Consider the following 18,812-nt stretch of genomic DNA (forward strand, 5'->3'; position numbering starts at 1 on the left):
TGGGGTCCGGGCGGGGCGAAGGGGGGCGGTTCCACGGCGCCGGGCGGACGTCAGCCGAACGTCACGACCAGGCGTCCGTCGCTCGCGTAGGACCAGCGCAGGGTGCCCGCGTACGAGGAACAGCGGGAGCCGTTGGTGCCGGACCAGAACTGGTTGGAGCTGTCGGAGTTGCCGATGATCCGGTCGTTCGTGCCGCTGCCGCTGCGGCACGAGGTGTTGTTGCGGAACACCGAGGTGCCGGCGTCGAAGTTGAAGTTGCGCTGGGCGTTGTCGACGCTGATGTTGTCGGACACGGTCATCGAGCCCGGGTTGCTGTTGTAGGTGAACCCGTGCTTGCCGTTGTGGTAGGCGATGCTGCGCCGGACGATGTGGTTGACGGCGATGTCCTCGCCGCCGAGCTTGTAGCCGTTGCGGTCGCCGTTGCCGGCCTGGGAGCCGTCGCTGAGGGTGCCGTTGTCATGGGCGAGGGAGTCCTCGATGGTCACCGCGCCGATGGCACCCGTGTCCGGCTTGGTGTAGAGGTCCCAGCCGTCGTCGATGTTGTGGTGGGCGACGGCGTAGCGGAAGACGTTGCCGGGGCCCGAGGTGAGCTTCGCGGCGAAGCCGTCGGCGTCCTCGCCGTCGGAGTCGGCGTTGTCGTGCGACTCCGCGCTGAGGATGAGGTTGTTCGACGGCCACTGCTCCTTGGGCGTGGTCGAGGCCATCCGGGAGAGCTGGAGCCCGGTGTCACGGTTGAAGCGGGTCACCGTGCGCTCGAAGACGTTGTTGCTGCCGCCGACGAAGATGCCGTTGTCACCGGCCCGTTCGACGACGACGCCGTAGACGTGCCAGTACGACCCGTTCACGGCGAGCCCGCGGTTGGCCGGGTCCTCGGCCTGCGCGGAGAAGTTCAGCACCGGCGTCTCGCCCGGGTAGGCGGACAGCTTCGTGCGGGCGCTCGCGGTGCCGTTGTTGCCCGCCGGGATGGTGACGGTCGTCGAGTAGCGGTACGTCCCGCCGCGCAGGTAGATCGTGCCGCCGGGCGTGATGCGGCTGATCGCCGAGGTGAGGGTGGTGGGCGCGGACTGGGTGCCGGCCGCGCCGTCGGTGCCGTTCGGCGCGACATACAGGGCGCTGGCCGACGGCGGCGGGGTGGTGGTGTCGCCGGTCGTCTCCACGTCGACGTAGTCGATGTTGGGCAGGCCGCCGGAGGCGGTGGGGTTCAGCCGGACCGTGTTGCTGCCCGCCCGCAGGGTCACGGTGAGGGTCTTCGTCGCCCAGGTGCTCCAGGCACCGGTGCCCTCGAACGACGCCGAGGCGGCCGTCGAACCGTTCACCACGACGTCCACCGGGCGGGCGGACGTGGTCCCGTTGGCGAAGCGGACCCGCAGGGTCGCCGTGCCGGCGGCGGGGGCGTTCACGGTGAACTGGGCGTACGCGCCGGAGGCGTTGGTGCCGTTGCAGAACCCGCTGCCGGAGTAGCCGGCCCAGTCGGAGTCCAGGGTGCCGGTGCAGACCGCCGGGGACGTCTCCGCCTCGTAGCGGGTGGTCGCGGCCTGCGCCGTGGTGCCGGACAGCGCGACGACGGTACCGGCCAGCAGGCCGACGGACGCGATGACTGGTCTCAGGTGCATGGTGCGTCTCCTAGGTGCAGTGCTGGTTCGTGAACGTGAACAGGCCACACAACCGGAATGGGGGTCCGGGAAAGGGAGAAAGCGCTTTCGCTCTAGCTGTACCTGGCTTTCATCGGACGGTAGGGTGAACGTGAAGGGTCGTCAATAGTCGTGTACGTGATTGCTGTTCACCAACATGAACGAGAATCGGGGCGAGTAGGCTCCCGCGCATGACCGCGAGGACGTCCTCCAGGACCGACCTCACCGACCGCCCGACCTGGAGCGAAACCAACCGTCGGCTGTTCGAGTGACGGGCGGGATGCTTGTCCACAGCCTGTGGACAGGGCTGCCGCTCCCCGAAGGGGGCGTGCGAGGCCATCCCTCCACGGCGTCGACCACTTCACCGACGAGACGGCCGCCGTCGACAACTCCCCTCGCACGGCACCGACTTGGCCATCCCCCCCGGGAGCCGAACCCGAGGGGGAAGCCCGTCGTACGGCGGCCGCCGGGCGCATCATGCCGCGCGGGCCGGGGGAGGTGTGCAGGAAGCAGGAGCAACCCCGGTCCCGTCAGCGCGCAGCCGAAGCGGAGCGACTCCCATGCCGACGATCACTGTTCTCACACCCGTGCACGAGGGCGGGCACGCCTATCTGCACGAGCTGTACGAGTGCTTACGCGGGCAGAAGCTGCCCGCCGGCTGGCGGCTGGAGTGGATCGTGCAGGAGGACGGCCGGACGGGCGAGCCGCTCCGGGCCGTCCCGGACCCACCGTGGATATCGAAGGGCACCGGCCGCCGGGGCGGAGCCGCGCAGGCCCGCACACTGGGGCTGGCGCGCGCCACCGGAACCCTCCTGCGCTGCGTCGACGCCGACGACCTGCTGCCCGCCGAGGAGACCCTCGCCCACGACATCGAGGTGCTGGAGGCCCGTCCGGCGTACGGCTGGACGGTCGCCCCCTGCCTGGACCTGCACCCCGACGGCCGCCTGGAGCCGGGCCCGTACGACCCGGCCCCCGGCCCGCTGCCGCGCCGGGCGCTCCTGGACGGCGCCGGGCGCGGCGCGTTTCCGGTCGTGGGGACGACGATGACCGCCCGCACGGACCTGGTGCGCCTCGTGGGCGGCTGGCCCGCCCTCCCGGCCTTCGAGGACGCGGCCCTCCTGCTGTGCTGCGCGGCGGTCAGCCGCGGCTGGATGCAGAGCGAACCGGGCCTGCTGTACCGCAAACACCCCCGCCAGCACACGGCCAGTGCCGCCTTCCACGACGCGGAGGAGACCCGCCTGCGCCAACAGATCGCGATCACCCGCGCCCGGGCCCTGACCGCCACGGGCTGGCACTGGACACCGCCGGCTTAGCGGCCCACGATCAGTCGCCCGGCCGGACCCCCGGTGACTCGACCCGTCGGCTCGCCCCCGGAGGGATTCGGGCGCCCCGTGTGGGTACCCGTTGGTGCGCACTCGGGGACCTCGCACCGCGGAGGTGACAGGAATGACAACCTCTCCCCACTCGTCGATGGAAACCCACCCCGACATCCTGGACATGCGCACCCGCCACGAGATGGCGGAACGGGCGGCCAGCACGCCACAGGCGCAGGCCGTGGAGACGCTGGCCTTCCTGACCGGTCTCTACCTGGCGGCCTCGCCCTGGATCGCGGGGTTCGACGGTCTCACCACCCTGGCCGTCAACAACCTGATCGTCGGCATCGCGTACGCCCTCCTGATGAGTGGCGGCTTCGGGCGTGCCTACGAGCGCACCCACAGCATGGCGTGGGCGTCCTGCGCGCTGGGCGCCTGGACGATCATCTCGCCGTGGGTCGTCGCCGGTGACGTCAGCACCACGCGGAGCATCGTCAACAACGTCATCGTCGGCGTCGTCGCCCTGCTGCTCGCGCTCGCGGCCAGCGCCGCGGCCCGCGCGACCGAGGGCCGGGCGTCCGGCCGGGCGTCCGGGCGGGCGCGCCGGCGCATGCCGACGCCCTGACAACCGCTGACGACGCACCGAGTGCGGGGCCGTGTCCTCCCCCTGCGGGAGGGCACGGCCCGCGCGTGTGCGGCAGCCGGTGCGTGCCGTGGGTCTTGACCCGCTCTCCGCGGGGACGTACAACTGCCCGCAGTCGGAAAACGTTTACTGCCGGGTGGGAGAGAGGTCCCTGCGCGATGAGAACTTCCGGAGACCGGGCGGCGCTGTCCCGCCGGGGCATGCTCAAGAACTCGGCCGTCACCGTGGGGACCGCCGCGGTGGGCCTCGGCGCCGCACGGCCCGCCCACGCGGCGGAACCCGCCCGCCCCGTCACCGCGACCGCCCGCATGGGCGGCACGTCCATCACCCTGTCGCTGGTGGCCGGCGCGCTGCGCTGGTCCGCCGCCCGCCGCGGCAGGACGGTGATCGACAGCTCCGAGCTGGGCCTGAGACTGAGCGACGGGACCGTCCTCGGCACCGACGTCACGGTGACCCGGCAGCGGCTCTGCGCGAACCGCCGCACCTGGACCCCGGTGTACGGCCGCAACGCGACCGTCACCGACCACTACCAGGAGCAGCAATGGGACCTCCGGGACACCGCCACCGGCATCCGCTTCGGCGTCCGGGCACGCGCCTACAAGTCCGGCGTCGCCCTGCGCTACGTCCTGCTCGACGAGGGCACCGTCTCCCTCTCCGACGAGCTGACGAGCTTCACCTTCCCCGAGGGCACCACCGTCTACAGCGCCCGCGACGAGAACGCGTACGTGCCGCTCGCCCCCGGCGAGATCCCCGTCACCGGCACGGCGAGCACGGACAACGGCCCCCTCACCGACCTGCCGCTCACGGCGACGCTCTCCGACGGCCTCATCGCCTGCGTCTGCGAGTCGTCCCGTCTGAACTTCCCCCGCCTGATGCTGAGTTCGGTGCCGGGGCGGCCCGACACCCTCGCCGCCTTCCTCATGGAGCACACCGCCCGCGGCACCGGCCCGGTGGAGACGACCACCACGGTCACCACCCCCTTCGCCACCCCGTGGCGCGCGGTCGTGATCGGCTCCACCCACGCCGAACTGGTCGACAACGCCGAACTGGTCCTCAACCTCGCCCCGGAGAACGCCCTCGACGACACCTCGTGGATCAAGCCCGGCAAGGTCTTCCGCTGCGAACTGAGCACCGCCGCCGGCCTCGCGGGCGTCGACTTCGCCGTGGACCGGGGCCTGGAGTACATCGAGTACGACGCCGGCTGGTACGGCCCCGAGTTCTCCACCCCCGACGCGACGAAGCCGATCGCCGCGATCGACCTGCCGTCCGTCGTCTCGTACGCCACGAGCAAGGGCATCGGCGTCTTCCTCTACGTCAACCGCCTGGCACTGACCGACGCGGACGCCCTGTTCGGCCTGTACAAGAGCTGGGGCGTGGCGGGCGTCAAGCTCGGCTTCATCAACGACGGCACCCGGTCCATGACCGACCGGATCACCGAATGGGCGCGGACGGCCGCCACGTACCGGCTGCTGATCGACATGCACGACGACGTGCGTCCCTTCGGCTACGAGCGCACGTACCCGAACTACATCAGCCTGGAGGGCGTCCGCGGCAACGAGCAGTTCCCGACCGCCGCCCACAACGTGACGCTGCCGTTCGCCCGCAACATCGGCGGCCCGATGGACTACACGATCTGCTACGGCCAGTCCCGCAACAAGACCACCAACGCCCACCAGATGGCGATGGCCGCCGTCTACTACCAGCCCCTCAACTTCCTCTTCTGGTACGACAAGCCGTCCAAGTACGCCAACCCCGCGAACTGGCCGGGGCTGCCCTGGTTCAACACCGTCCCCGTCACCTGGGACGAGAGCCGCACCCTGGCCGGCGCCATCGGCGAGTACATCGCGGTCGCCCGCCGCGCCGGAGACACCTGGTACCTCGGCGCGATGACCAACGAGGACGGCCGCACGCTCCAGCTCCCCCTGTCCTTCCTGGGCGGCGGCAGCTACACGGCGACCGTGTACGCCGACGGCACACCCGGCACCAGCCCCTTCCGCACCCCGGTGGTCGTCAGCACCCGGACCGTCACCGCCGACACCACCCTGGACGTGGCGATGGCCCCGGCGGGCGGGCAGGCGATCGTCCTCAGACCCAGCTGACCGCTCCGCCGGACCGCGACCACGGGCGGACACGGCGGCCCGGCGGTAGTTCCCGCGGCTGACCCGGCGGCCGGTTCGTACTGCGTTCTCAGTAGCGGCGATTGTCGGCAGCCGCACGACGACAGCACGGCCGGCCGGCCGGGAGTCTGGACCCACAGTCGGCATCAGATGTGGAGATCCCCTGTCGTGGCTACTTTCCTTTACCGAGTGGGCCGCATGGCCTTCAGGCGACGCTGGTACGTCGCCCTGGTCTGGGCGGCCGTCCTGGCCGCCGTGGGCCTGGGCGCCCTGAAGGCCCCCGGAGCCTCCGACGAGGAGTTCTCCATGCCGGGCATCGAGTCCCAGAAGGCACTCGACCTGATGGAACAGCGCTTCCCCGGGGCCTCGGCCGACGGCGCGACCGCGCGGGTCGTGTTCGTCGCGCCGAACGGTCAGAAGGTCACGGCGGCGGAGAACAAGAAGGCCGTCGAGGCGGCCCTGGCCGAGCTGGCCGACGGCACGCAGGTGGCGAGCGCCGTGGACCCGTTCCAGGCGCAGGCCGTCAGCAAGGACGGTACGACCGCCTACTCGACCGTCACGTACAAGGTCGGCGCCAACGACCTCACCGACGCCAGCCGCACCCACCTGGAACAGACCATCGACGAGGCCCGCGACGCCGGGCTGACCGTCGAGGCCGGCGGGACCGCGATGGAGGACGGCGGCGGTGCGGGCGGCCTCGCCGAGGTCATCGGCATCGCGGTCGCCGCGGTCGTGCTGCTGATCACGTTCGGTTCGCTCGCGGCCGCGGGGCTGCCGCTGCTGACCGCCGTCATCGGCGTCGGCGTCAGCATGGCCACGATCCTCGCCCTGTCCGACGCCCTCGGCCTGTCCACCACGACCGGCACCCTCGCGATGATGCTGGGCCTCGCCGTCGGCATCGACTACGCCCTGTTCGTCGTCTCCCGCTACCGCGAGGAACGCGCCCGGGGTCGTGCCCCGCGGGAGGCGACCGCGCTGGCGGTCGGCACCGCCGGGTCGGCGGTCGTGTTCGCCGGGCTCACCGTCGTCATCGCCCTCGCCGGGCTCGCGGTGGTCGGCATCCCGATGCTGACGAAGATGGGCCTGGCCGCGGCGGGCGCGGTCGTCGTCGCCGTACTGATCGCGCTGACGCTGGTCCCGGCGCTCCTCGGCTTCTGGCCGAACGCCGTGCTGCGGCGGCGGGCCCGCAAGAGCGGACAGGTCGAGGAGAGCACCGAGAACAACGGCGGCACCCGCTGGGCGCGGTTCGTGCTGCGCCGTCCGATACCCGTGCTGCTGCTCGGTGTCGTCGGCCTCGGCGCGCTCGCGGTGCCGATGACCTCCCTCCAGCTGGGCATGCCCGGCGACGAGGCCAAGCCGACGTCCACCACCGAGCGCCGGGCCTACGACGCGCTCGCCGAGGGCTTCGGGCCCGGCTTCAACGGGCCGCTGACGATCGTGGTGGACGCGAAGGGCGACTCCGACCCGAAGGGCGCCGCGGAGGCGATCGCCAAGGAGATCGGCGGCACCGAAGGCGTCGTCTCGGTCTCCCCGGCCCGCTTCAACGAGGCCGGCGACACCGCCGTCTTCCAGGCCGTCCCCTCCACCGCGCCGACCGACGAGAAGACCAAGGACCTGGTGACGACGATCCGCGGTGAGCGGTCCGGCATCGAGTCCGAGACCGGGGCGACCTTCGAGGTCACCGGCAGCACCGCGCTGAACATCGACATCTCCGACAAGGTGCAGGCCGCGCTGGTCCCGTACCTGGTCGTGGTGGTCGGCCTGGCGATCGTGCTGCTGCTGGTGGTGTTCCGCTCCCTGCTCGTCCCGCTGAAGGCGGCCCTCGGCTTCCTGCTGTCGGTGCTGGCCGCCCTCGGCGCGGTCGTCCTGGTCTTCCAGCAGGGCCACGGCGCCGAGATCCTGGGCGTGGAGCAGACCGGACCGATCATGAGCCTGATGCCGATCTTCCTGGTGGGCATCGTCTTCGGCCTCGCCATGGACTACGAGGTCTTCCTCGTCTCCCGGATGCGCGAGGCGTACGTCCACGGCGAGCGGCCCGAGCAGGCGGTCACCTCCGGCTTCCGGCACAGCGCCCGTGTGGTCGTCGCCGCCGCCCTGATCATGATCGCCGTCTTCGCCGGGTTCATCGGCGAGAGCGACTCCATGATCAAGATGATCGGCTTCGGGCTCGCCACCGCCGTCCTCCTCGACGCCTTCGTCGTCCGGATGGCGATCGTGCCGGCCGTCCTCGCCCTGCTCGGTGACAAGGCCTGGTGGCTGCCGAAGTGGCTGGACCGGACCCTGCCCCGGGTGGACGTGGAGGGCGAGGGGCTCACCCGGGGAGCCGATGCCGAGCCGGACGCCCCGGCCGAGGCGGCCGACCTGGAAGTGGCCCGTCCCTGAACCGGCCCCCCACCCCCCCACCAGGGGCCGCCCGTGGCCGAGGTCACGGGCGGCCCCGATCGCCGTACCCGTCCGGAGGCGGCCACGATGGACACAGCCCACCGACCGGAGAGGACGATGAGCACCAACCTGGAGCGCTACCAGGACCGCGTCGAGCGGTACGCGGACCGCCACCCCTTCGTCATCGACGCGGGCTACGTCCTGGCACTGATGGGCTGTGCGGCCCTCGGGGTCACGCTCACGCTGCCCGGCGCGTCGCCGCCCGATCACGACAGGAGCGTCACCTGCCTCATGGGCCTGGCCTGCCTCGCCCTGCTCAAGCACCGCACCCACCCGCGCGCCACCGTCGTGGTGAACGCCGTCTGCGTCGTGGCCGCGGTCGGGATGGGGTACCTGATCACCCCGCTGCTGCTGGCACCCGTCATGGCGGCGCTGTACTGGCTGGCCACGGAGTCCGACCGCAGGACCAACCGCCTCTTCGGTGGCATCACCACGCTGGGAGTGATCATCGCGGCGGCGATCTCCGACTCCATGGACCACCTCTCGCTGCTGCTCAAGACGATGGGGCCGTTGTTCTGGCTGATGCTGCCGCTGGCCGCCGGCACCATGACCCGGATGCGGCGCGCCTATCTCCAGGCGGTGCAGGCGCGCGCCGAGCACGCCGAACGCACCCGGGAGGAGGAGGCCCGGCTGCGGGTCACCGAGGAGCGCGTGCGCATCGCCCGCGAGCTGCACGACGTCGTCGCCCACCATCTGGCCCTCGCCAACGCGCAGGCCGGCACGGCGGCGCACCTCGCCGCCACCCGCCCCGAGCAGGCCCGGAAGATCCTCGACGACCTCGCCGGCACCACGTCGTCGGCGCTGCGCGAGCTGAAGGCCACCGTCGGGCTGCTGCGCGAGCCGGACGACCCGGACGCCGCCTCCCTGGAACCGTCCCCGGGACTCGCCCGCCTCCCCGAGCTGGTGTCGTCCTGCGAGTCCGCCGGGCTGAAGGTCACCGTCACCACCGAGGGCGCGGCCCGGCCGCTCTCCCCGGGCGTGGACCTGACCGCCTACCGGATCGTCCAGGAGGCCCTGACCAACGCCACCAAGCACGCCTCCGCGCGAGCGGCGCACATCCACCTCGCCTACTCCACCACCCGCCTGGCGATCACCGTCACCGACGACGGCACGGCCCCCGCCGCCCCCGCCGCCCCGTCGGACGAGGCGGTCCGCGGCTTCGGCCTGATGGGCATGCGGGAACGCGCCCAGTCCGTCGGCGGCAACCTGTGCGCGGGCCACCGCCCGGAAGGCGGCTTCGAGGTCTCCACGGCCCTCCCCCTCCACCCCCTCACCCCGCAACCGGCGGAGGCCCCCACGCCATGACGGCCCTCCCGGCCGACGCGGCCACTCCCGCCGGTCCGGCCGTTCCCCCTCGTCCCGCCCCTCCCGCTCACCCCGGAACCGGAAGAAGACGTACGTCATGACCACGCCCGTTCGTGTGCTGCTCGCCGATGACCAGGCCCTGCTGCGGGCCACCTTTCGGATCCTGATCGACTCCTGCGACGACCTGGAGGTGATCGCCGAGGCCTCCGACGGGGCGGAGGCGGTGGACCTGGCCCGCGCGCACCACCCGGACGTCGTCCTCATGGACATCCGCATGCCCGGCACCGACGGACTCGCCGCGACCTCCGTCATCTGCGCCGACCCGGACCTGTCGGCCACCCGCGTCCTGATCCTCACCACCTTCGAGACCGAGGACTACGTCGCCCAGGCGCTGCGCGCCGGAGCCAGCGGCTTCCTCGGCAAGGACGTCACCGCCGACACCCTCCTGGCCGGCCTGCGCACGGTGGCCTCCGGCGACGCCCTCCTCTCCCCGTCCGCGACCCGCTCCCTCATCACCCGCTTCCTCACCTCGCCCGCCCCCGGCACCCACCTGGTACCCCCGGAACGCCTGGCCGACCTCACCGTCCGCGAACGCGAGGTGATGGCCCTGGCCGCGGAAGGCAGGAGCAACACCGAGATCGCCGAGGACCTCCACCTCAGCCCGCTGACCGTACGCACCCACATCCACCGGGCCATGACCAAGCTCGGCGCCCGAGACCGCGCCCAACTGGTCGTCATCGCCTACCAGTCGGGGCTGGTGCAGGCCGGCCCCGGCAACGGCTGAGAAGGGGAGGCCCGACGTCCGCCTCCGTTGTGCGCCGACCGCCCCCGTATCGCCCGAATCACCTATGAGAAGCAGGTGAGTTGGGCATCCTGGTGAGGAGATGTCACGGAGGGAGCCATGGCGGTGACGGTCGGTTACGAGGACTTCCCCGCGCTGTACCGCGCGGCCGACGCGAACTCGCTCAAGGGCCAGCGCCGTCACCTCGCGGTGACGCGGTTCCAGCTCGGCGCGCTGGTGATCGCCGCCGCCTTCGGCGCGGTGACCCTGAAGGCCGGGGACGCGGACGTGGCGGGCGCCGTGGCCTCGGTGGCCTTCGGAGCGGCGCTGGTGAGCGATGTGTACATGCTGCGCTCGCGCCCCGACCGCCAGTGGTACGCCGGGCGCGCGGTCGCCGAGTCGACCAAGACCCTGACCTGGCGGTACATGGTGGGCGGCAGCCCGCTGGGGGTCGCCCAGTGCGACGACGAGCAGGCCGCCGGGCTGCTGCTGGAGCGGTTCACCGAGATCGAGTCGGATGTCGAACCGGTCCTGCTGATCCCCGACGGCGGCAGTCCGGAGCAGGTGACCGACGGCATGCGCCGCGTGCGGGCGCTGCCGCTGGAGCAGCGCCGCGAGCTGTACCTCAAAGCCCGGATCAGAGACCAGCAGGAGTGGTACGGCGCGAAGGCCCGCTGGAACGAGCGCCGGGCCACCTGGTGGTCGGTCGCTCTCGCGACGCTGGAACTCCTCGGCCTGACCGCCGGGGTGATGAGGGCGACCGGGGTGATCGACTTCGATCTCATCGGCCTGGTGGCCGCGTTGGCGGCGGCCGGGGCGGCGTGGGTGCAGACCAAGCAGCACCAGAACCTCGCGACCGCCTATGCGATGGCGCACCACGAGCTGTCCACGATCGGCTCCCGGGTGCGGTTCGCTCGGACCGAGGACGAGTGGGCGAACTTCGTGGCGGGCTCGGAGGACGCGATCTCGCGTGAGCACACGCTGTGGCGGGCCTCCCACTCATGAAGCCGCCCGCCGCGTTCGGCGGCTCCTACGACGCCTTCCTCTCCTACAGCCACGAGGCGGACAGCGCGCTCGCTCCCGCCGTGCAGCGCGGGCTGCACCGCCTGGCCAAGCCGTGGAACCGGCCGCGTGCCCTGCGGGTCTTCCGCGACCAGGAGAGCCTCGCCGCCAACCCGGATCTGTGGACGACCATCGAGACGGCCCTGCGCGACTCCCGCTACTTCATCCTCATGGCCTCGCGGAAGTCGGCCCGCTCGCCGTGGGTGGGCCGGGAGACCGCCTTCTGGAAGAGGCACCGCGGGCCGGAGACGATGCTGATCGTCCTCACGGACGGCGACATCGTCTGGGACCACTCCCGGGGCGACTTCGACTGGGCGCGCACCACCGCCCTCCCCGCTCACCTGCGGGGCTGGTTCCAGGGCGAGCCCCTCTGGGTGGATCTGCGCGGGGCGGTCGAGCAGCGCGCGCTCTCGCTGAGCCACAGCCGGTTCCGGGAGGCGATCGGCATGCTGGCCGCCGCCGTCCACGGCGTGTCCAAGGACGAGCTGGACAGCGAGGAGGTCCGGCAGCACACCCGGACCGTGCGGCTGCGCCGGGCCGCCGTCACCGCGCTGACGGTGCTGACGGTGATCGCGCTGGTCATGTCGAACCTGGCGAACGAACGCCGCCAGGAGGCCGAGGACCAGCGGCGGCAGGCCGAGGAGCAGCGCCGGCTGGCCACGGTGCGGGCGCTCCAGGCGGAGGCCGAGAACCTGCGCCAGTCCGATCCGCTCACCTCGCTCCGGTTCAGCGTGGCCGCCCTGCGCGTCAAACCGACGGCGGAGGCGCGGGAGGGGCTGGTCGCCACCCTGCACAGCACGCACCTGGCCGGCGTCTCCGCGAGCGGCATCGGGAAGTCGGACCTGGCGGCGTACACCACCGACGGCACACTGCTGGCCACCGCCGCCCCGTACGCCGGGCGAACCGCCGCCGCCCGCCGGGCGGTCGCTCTGTGGGACGTGGGCGACGTCGTCCGCCCGCGCCGGCTGGCCACGCTCACCGGCCATGCCGAGTCCGTGCAGAGCTTCGCGTTCCGGGCCGACGGACGGCTGCTGGTGACGATCGGCAACGCCGGCCGTGACCAGCACAACCGCAGCAGCCTGATCCTGTGGGACCTCGCGGACCGGGCCCGGCCCCGCAAGGTACTGCACTGGGAGAATCTGCGGGATGCGGCGGGGGCGGCGTTCAGCCCGGACGGCAGGACCATGGCCCTGGTCTCGGGCAGCGCGAACGGCACCCTCCAGCTGTGGGACGTCAGCAAGCCGTCCGCGCCCCGCCGGCTGACCGGGCCGCTGCCCGCCGTCGACTCGGACGCGGTGATGTTCAGCCCCGACGGGCGCACCCTCGTCACCGGCTCGGGCGTCATCACCGCCTCGGACGGTTCCCTGGAACCCGAGAGCCTCACCCACACCACCGGCTGGATGACGTGGGACATCCGTGACCCGCGCAAGCCCAGGGCGCTGTCCCGTCAACGGCCCTTCGGCAACGCGGTGTTCAGCCCCGTCGCGCCCGTTCTGGCGGTGCAGCGCGGCAGGAACGTGACGTTGTGGGACCTGCGCCGCCCGGAGGCACCCCGGCAGCTGGCCGCGTTCGACCACAAGGAGCAGGTGCAGGCGGTCGCGTTCAGTCCGGACGGCCGTCACCTGGCCGTCTCCCTGCTGGACGACACGGCGTTCCTGCGCGACGTGAGCGATCCCTCCCGCCCCGGGAAACCGGTCCTGCTGGGCGGGCACGACACCTGGGTCGAGGCCATCGGGTTCAGCAGGGACAGCCGCACCGTCAGCCTGGTGGACGGGGACGGCGCCCTCACCCGATGGCTGGTCGGCAGCCGGTCCCCGGCCCGGGTCGCCGCGCTGAGCATGGACACGGTCGGGCTCTACGCGTCGGCGTTCAGCCCGGACGGCCGCAAACTGGCGGTCGCGGCCTACGACGGCGAGGTGTGGCTGTGGGACACCTCCGACCCCGCCCGTCCGCGCAGGCACAAGTCGCTGACGGGACAACTCCAGAGAGCCTCGGCGGTCTCCTTCAACGGCGACGGCTCCGTGCTCGCCGTCGGCAGCCAGGCCGGCGAGAGCAACGCGACCGGGAAGATCACGCTGTGGGACACCACCGACCTGAGCGCACCGCGACGACTGGGCGCGATCTCCCCGCCGTCCGGGGTGTCGGCGCTGGCGCTCAACCCGCGCCGGCCGCTGCTCGTGGCCGTCGGCGGCAAGAGCTTCGAGGACACCTGGGTCCACCTCTGGGACGTCCGCGATCCCCAACGCCCGGTGCGGACCTGGCAGATGGACCCGTACGAGCCCTACGAGCCGTTCGGGAACCTGCCCTACATGGGGACCTCCCCGGCGCTGTTCACGCCGGACGGCTCGACGATGGCCCTCCCCGACGCCTTGTGGAACGTCACGGACCCCTCCGCTCCGGCCCAACTGCCCGCCAAGGGCAGCTCGGAGTACGGCTCGCTCCTCGAGGACAGCTTCGACCACATCGGGTTCCGCGCCGACGGACGGCAGTTGGTGGCCTCCGACACGCGCCGGCTGTCCGTGTGGTCGCTGGATCCGAAGACCGGGCGGAAGCTGCTCTCCTCGACGGAGGTCCCGGACCGGTTCTCGCAGATCGACGTCCATCCGGCGGGCCACCTGGTCGTCACGGGCAACACGGCCGGCCGCGCGGAGCTGTGGACCGTCCAGGGCACGACACCGCCGACCCGTGCGACGACACTGACGGACAGCACGGCCGAGGTGACGGACGTGCGGTTCAGCCACGACCGGAAGACCGTGGCCGTCACCCTGGCCGGCGGCACGGTGGAGCTGTGGAACCTGGGTGACCTGCCGGCCATCGCCGCCGACCCGACGGGGGCGGCCTGCGCCATCACCGGCCGGGGCCTGTCCCGCGAGGAGTGGAAGGAGAACGCCCCGGGCCTGCCGTACGTGTCGACCTGCCCGCAGGAGTGACCGCCGTCAGCGGGAGCGGGTGCCGCGCGGCCGGGCGGGCGTGGCGTCCAGGTCGGCGGGACACCCGCGGCGGTACACCGGTGGAGTGGTCGTGAACCGGACGTGCGGCCCGGTCAGCCGAGGCATATGACGAGCACGCAGAGTTTCTCCTGCGTCGCCGCCGAGGTGTCCGACGGCGAGGTCGCCGACGGGGCGGGGCTCGACTGCGAGGTGCCGGAGGTGTCGGAGCCGCCAGAGGAGTTCGACGCGTCCGAGGCCGTACCGTCGTCGGCCGCCGGAGGCGTGGCCGGCTGCGCCGCCACCGCACCGGTGTCGCTCCCGACGGGGACCTGCGCGGGCGCCTGCTCTGCGTAGCCGGAGGTCGCCGGGGTGGTCCGCGGCCGCTGCGCCGCCGGCGCCGCCGTGCCGGGGGCGGTGGCCGCGTCCGGCCGGGTGTTCGACGGCGTGACGGGCGTACGGCGCGGGTCCCCGGCCACGGTCGACCGCCCGGTGCGGCCGGGCGTGGACCGGGCAACGTCGGCCCCGTCCGACGTCGGGGTCTCGTACTCCGACGCCGGTTCCTCCGCGGCGCCCATGCCCGCGGTGTCCGGTGCGGTGGTCGCCTGGGTGCGGTGGTCGGTGGGCCGGTCCAGCTGACTCGACGCCACGGTCAGGCCGCCGCCGACGAACGCGACGGCCGTCGCCACCAGGGCCCGCCGCTGCGTCTTCTTCATCCGGGCCAGCCGGCGCCGCCGTGCCGCCCTTCCCATCGGCGCGGGCGCCACGCCCGCGGGTTCGACGGACGGACCGGCCGCCGGCGGCTCCTCCTGCCAGGTCACCTCGGGGGTGACCGGCTCGGCGGCGGTGTCGCTGGAGACGACGCGCGGAGCGATGTCCGGCGCGTAGGCCCCGCATCCGGGGCACACCAGGGCGCCGTTCAGATGCCGACGACACGTGGAGCAGTAGTCCATCTGCGGCCTTCCTGAGTTGACCTGCCGACGACCCTCGAGGCCGTGATGGGGCCGCGTTCGTAGGGGGTTCCTGTGGGAGGGGAATGGGCAGCAACGCTAACGAGCCATGCGGCGGGCTGTGTGCAGCCTGTGTGACACTCCTGCACGGATTCTTCGAACACCAGGTGACGGCGGCTTCCGCCGGCGGCGCGTCGCGTCACAGCGTGGCGCGCGGCCGACGGACGGTGACGAACGGGCCGGGCGCGCCCGGCCGGGCGGGGATGTCCCGGTCCGGACCCACATGCGGACGTCTCACCCGCGCACCGCGGAGATCACGGCGGCGGTCGCCGCGATCAGGCCCGTGACCGCCGTGATCCCGGACAGCCACAGGCTGACCCTGCGGTGCCGGTCGTCGACGGGCTCGCTCTCCGGCGGTTCGGGGAATGTCATGGCTGCCCTTCACGTGCGGTGCGCCGACGGCGGTGACCGCCGCCGACGGCATCGGGTGGGCCCCGTGCCGGTCGGCAGGACACGGGGCTCGTTCCGGGCGGGAACCTAACAGCGGCCCGAACGGCCCCTTTCCCGCCGGAATCGATTCCGGCTCACCTGCGCCCCGGCCGCGCTGCCGTACTCGGCTGTCGTCCGAGGACCTCAGGGGACACGTCTGTGCTGTGGCAAATGACAGTGGCATATTCCAACCGCCTGGGGATGCGGAATGGGCATAAAGGGCGGAACGGTGATATCGCTCGGTGCTGTTATGGCTGGAAAACAGCGGTGCCGGGGCCGGGTTCCGTTAAGCACGCGGACGGGGATCCGTCGCCGCGGGTTGGCCCTCCGTTTGACGCGGGCGTGGCATGGGGCTGCACTGGATGGACAGGCGCTGCGGCCGAACTCCGTTCCAGGGAGAGCAGCGATGACCACAACGGAAACCTTCAATCTTCTGGAGCCGTACAGGATCGCCGAAGAGACATTCGTCATCCCGTGGGCCCTGGAGGCTCCGCCGGTCGGCCACTTCCCCATGAACTCGATGGTGATCCGGGGAGCCGAACCGGTGCTCGTCGACACCGGGGCGCCGGCGGTGCGATCCCAGTGGCTGGAGGCCGCATGGTCCGTGGTGGATCCACTGGACGTGCGATGGATCTTCCTCACCCACGACGACCGTGACCACGCCGGCAACCTCTTGGCCGCCCTCGCCGAATGCCCGAACGCGACACTGCTGACGACCTGGTTCTCGATCGGACGCATGGCCGAGGAGTGGGAGACACCGATCAACCGGTGCCGTTTCATGATCGACGGCGACACGGTGGATGTCGGGGACCGCACTCTGGTGGCCAAACGGCCGCCGTTGTACGACAACCCGACGACCCGCGCCCTCTTCGACACGAAGACCGACGTCCTGTGGGCGGTGGACACCTTCGCGACGAACGTGCCCACCCCCCTGCCCGACATCGCCGGCCTGTCCGCGGAGGAATTCCGCGACGGGCAACTCTTCGGCGGGCGGCTGGTCTCGCCCTGGGTGGCGTTGCTGGACAGCCGGAAGTTCGGGGCGGTGGTGGACGACTTCCAGCGGCTCGACGCCGAGGTCGTCGCCGGCTGCCACTCGCCGGTGCTCCGCCGGCCACTGATCGCGGAGGCATACGATCTTCTCCGCCGGCTGCCTGAGATTCCGGCCTGGCCGGAGTTCACACAAGCCGACCTCGACCAGTGGATGGCGCTGGCCGAGACCTCGGTCCCGCCCGAACAGCCACGGCCATCGGCCACCTGACGAACGCCTCTAAGTGCGTTCCGTGCCGGAGGTCCTCCGCAGCAGGCCCCTCTCCAACGCCACCACCACCGCCCGCGTCCGGTCGTTCACGTCCAGCTTGGCGAACAGGCGCAGCAGATGCGTCTTCACCGTGGCCTCGGCGATGACGAGGCGCCGGCCGATCTCCGCGTTCGTCAGACCGTCCGCCACCGCGTTCAGGACGTCCTGCTCGCGGGCCGTCAGCGGGACCTGCGCGGGTTGCCGCATCCGGGCGACCAGCCGCTCGGCGACCCGAGGCGCCAGCACCGTCTCACCGCGGGCCGCCGCGTGGATCGCGTCCGCCAGCTGCTCCCGAGTGGTGTCCTTGAGGAGGTAGCCGATGGCCCCCGCCTCCACCCCCCGCTCGATCTCCGCGTCCGTGTCGTACGTCGTGAGGATCAGCACCCGGGTACGGGGAAAGCGCGCCACGATCTCGGTCGTCGTGGCCACCCCGTCGAGCACCGGCATCCGCAGGTCGACCAGGGCGACATCGGGCGCGTACCGTTCGACGAGTTCCAGGGCCGCGCGGCCGTCGCCCGCCTCGCCGACGATCTCGATGCCGGTCTCGGAGGCCAGGAGCGCCACCACTCCGGCCCGCATGACGGTGTGGTCGTCGACCACGACGACGCGGATCACTCCTGCGGTCACGGCCGCGCTCCGTTCTCCGCGGGCCCGGTCTCCCGGGCAGCCGCGGAGGTCAAGGGGATCAGCGCCAGCACCCGCGTGCCGTCACCCGTCGAACTCGTCACCGTCAGCCTTCCGCCCAGCTCCGCCAGCCGCTTGCGCATCCCGTCCAGGCCGAAGCCCGTCGACTCCTCCACCACGAACCCGTTCCCGTCGTCGGTGATCTCCAGTTCCACACCGTCCGCCTGCCGGGCCAGCACCACGCCGACCGTGGACGCCCGCGCGTGCTTGCGCACGTTGGCCAGGGACTCCTGGGTGCAGCGCAGCAGCGCGATCCGGGTCCGCTGGTCGCACTCCAGGTCCTCCAGGTCGGCGTCCACGGTGAGCCCGGTGTCCTCGACGAAGCGGTCCAGGATCCGGCGCAGCGTGCGGGCCACCGAACCGGCGGCGACCTGACCCGGCCGCTGCGCCGAGCCGACCAGCTCCCGGGCCTCGGCGAGGTTCTCCCGCGCGGTGGACTCGATCGACCGCAGCTGCTGGGCACTGCGCGCCGGGTCGGAGTCGAGCCCCGCCCGGGCCGCCTCCGCGAGCACGACGATCGAGGCGAAGCCCTGCGCGAGGGTGTCGTGGATCTCCCTCGCCATCCGCTCCCGCTCGTCCGCCGCGCCCTGACGCTGGTGAGCCTCGGACAGCTGTGCCTGCGTCCGCTCCAACTCGGCGATCAGCCGCGCCCGTTCCGTGCTCTGCTCGACCACCGAGTGTGCCCACAGCCCGATCAGCGCCCCCACGGCGACGACGATCAGGGTCGACACGAGCGTCTCGGTGAAGAACTCCACCGACCAGCCGCCCTCCCGCAGGAGGCTGCCGGTCAGGGTGGCGACCGTGGCGAGCCCCAGGAACCCCATCGAGGCCCTCGGGGTCCGCCCGAACATCCAGTAGTGCGGCAGCGTCACCATGAACAGCGCCGCGTAGTTGCCGCGCAGCTGGGCGAGCCCGCCCAGCGCCACGACCAGCACCGTGAGGTACACGTGCGGCCGTACCACCGGGTTGTCCGGGAAGCGGTCCAGGATCACGTAGCAGAGCACCACGGCGCCCAGCACCGCGAGCGCGGCGTACTTGCTCCCGCCGGGCCGGTCGAGGGCGGCCATTCCGACGGCCATCACCGCGAACAGCGGCCAGCACACCATGTTCCAGCGACGCAGCGACGTGGCCCAGAAGGCGTCGGCGGTGGGTCCGGCGAGAGCGGTCATGC

At 72.2% G+C, this 18,812-nt stretch carries 14 protein-coding genes; 9 read left to right on the forward strand and 5 right to left on the reverse strand.

Going from position 1 to position 18,812, the window contains the following annotated elements; translation table 11 throughout:
- Positions 1-50 precede the first annotated feature (50 nt).
- A complete protein-coding gene (locus ALMP_RS27825) occupies positions 51-1,613 on the reverse strand; it encodes a carbohydrate-binding protein (RefSeq protein WP_264933178.1) in 1,563 nt (520 codons plus the stop codon).
- A gap of 578 nt (positions 1,614-2,191) precedes the next feature.
- Between ALMP_RS27825 and ALMP_RS27830 the strand changes: the two genes are divergently transcribed.
- From ALMP_RS27830 to ALMP_RS27865, 8 genes are all read left to right on the forward strand, one after another.
- Positions 2,192-2,944: a glycosyltransferase gene (locus ALMP_RS27830; RefSeq protein ID WP_264933180.1), complete on the forward strand. Its 753-nt coding sequence runs from the start codon at positions 2,192-2,194 to the stop codon at positions 2,942-2,944.
- Between the two features lie 133 nt (positions 2,945-3,077).
- On the forward strand, positions 3,078-3,569 hold the full coding sequence (locus tag ALMP_RS27835) for an SPW repeat protein (RefSeq protein WP_264933182.1): 492 nt from the start codon (positions 3,078-3,080) through the stop codon (positions 3,567-3,569).
- 176 nt (positions 3,570-3,745) lie between these two features.
- Complete coding sequence (locus ALMP_RS27840; RefSeq protein WP_264933184.1) at positions 3,746-5,686, forward strand: glycoside hydrolase family 97 protein; 1,941 nt, start codon at positions 3,746-3,748, stop codon at positions 5,684-5,686.
- 186 nt (positions 5,687-5,872) lie between these two features.
- Entirely contained in the window at positions 5,873-8,086 is a 2,214-nt protein-coding gene (locus tag ALMP_RS27845) for an MMPL family transporter (protein WP_264933186.1), read from the forward strand.
- A gap of 117 nt (positions 8,087-8,203) precedes the next feature.
- Complete coding sequence (locus tag ALMP_RS27850) at positions 8,204-9,451, forward strand: sensor histidine kinase (RefSeq protein WP_264933188.1); 1,248 nt, start codon at positions 8,204-8,206, stop codon at positions 9,449-9,451.
- Between the two features lie 97 nt (positions 9,452-9,548).
- Positions 9,549-10,235 (forward strand): response regulator transcription factor, encoded by a 687-nt coding sequence (locus tag ALMP_RS27855; protein WP_264933190.1) that lies wholly within the window; start codon positions 9,549-9,551, stop codon positions 10,233-10,235.
- Positions 10,236-10,352: 117 nt separating this feature from the next.
- Positions 10,353-11,237 (forward strand): DUF4231 domain-containing protein, encoded by an 885-nt coding sequence (locus tag ALMP_RS27860; RefSeq protein WP_264933192.1) that lies wholly within the window; start codon positions 10,353-10,355, stop codon positions 11,235-11,237.
- The gene (locus ALMP_RS27865; protein ID WP_264933194.1) at positions 11,234-14,224 is read left to right on the forward strand and encodes a TIR domain-containing protein; all 2,991 of its coding nucleotides are present in this window, start codon (positions 11,234-11,236) and stop codon (positions 14,222-14,224) included. The genes ALMP_RS27860 and ALMP_RS27865 overlap by 4 nt, the downstream gene beginning before the upstream one ends.
- A gap of 113 nt (positions 14,225-14,337) precedes the next feature.
- Here ALMP_RS27865 and ALMP_RS27870 read toward each other — a convergent pair whose 3' ends face one another.
- A complete protein-coding gene (locus tag ALMP_RS27870) occupies positions 14,338-15,174 on the reverse strand; it encodes a hypothetical protein (protein ID WP_264933196.1) in 837 nt (278 codons plus the stop codon).
- 291 nt (positions 15,175-15,465) lie between these two features.
- Entirely contained in the window at positions 15,466-15,603 is a 138-nt protein-coding gene (locus ALMP_RS27875; protein ID WP_264933198.1) for a hypothetical protein, read from the reverse strand.
- A 463-nt stretch (positions 15,604-16,066) separates the two neighbouring features.
- Here ALMP_RS27875 and ALMP_RS27880 point away from each other — a divergent pair, with 463 nt between their 5' ends.
- Entirely contained in the window at positions 16,067-16,918 is an 852-nt protein-coding gene (locus ALMP_RS27880; protein WP_264933200.1) for an MBL fold metallo-hydrolase, read from the forward strand.
- Positions 16,919-16,927: 9 nt separating this feature from the next.
- On the opposite strand, the gene ALMP_RS27885 is transcribed toward ALMP_RS27880, so the two are convergent.
- Both ALMP_RS27885 and ALMP_RS27890 read right to left on the reverse strand, forming a co-directional pair.
- Entirely contained in the window at positions 16,928-17,584 is a 657-nt protein-coding gene (locus ALMP_RS27885; protein ID WP_264933202.1) for a response regulator transcription factor, read from the reverse strand.
- On the reverse strand, positions 17,581-18,810 hold the full coding sequence (locus ALMP_RS27890; RefSeq protein ID WP_264933203.1) for a sensor histidine kinase: 1,230 nt from the start codon (positions 18,808-18,810) through the stop codon (positions 17,581-17,583). Before ALMP_RS27890 ends, ALMP_RS27885 begins: the two co-directional genes overlap by 4 nt.
- Positions 18,811-18,812 lie beyond the last annotated feature (2 nt).

The organism is Streptomyces sp. A012304 (assembly GCF_026008495.1).
Lineage (GTDB): Bacteria > Actinomycetota > Actinomycetes > Streptomycetales > Streptomycetaceae > Streptomyces.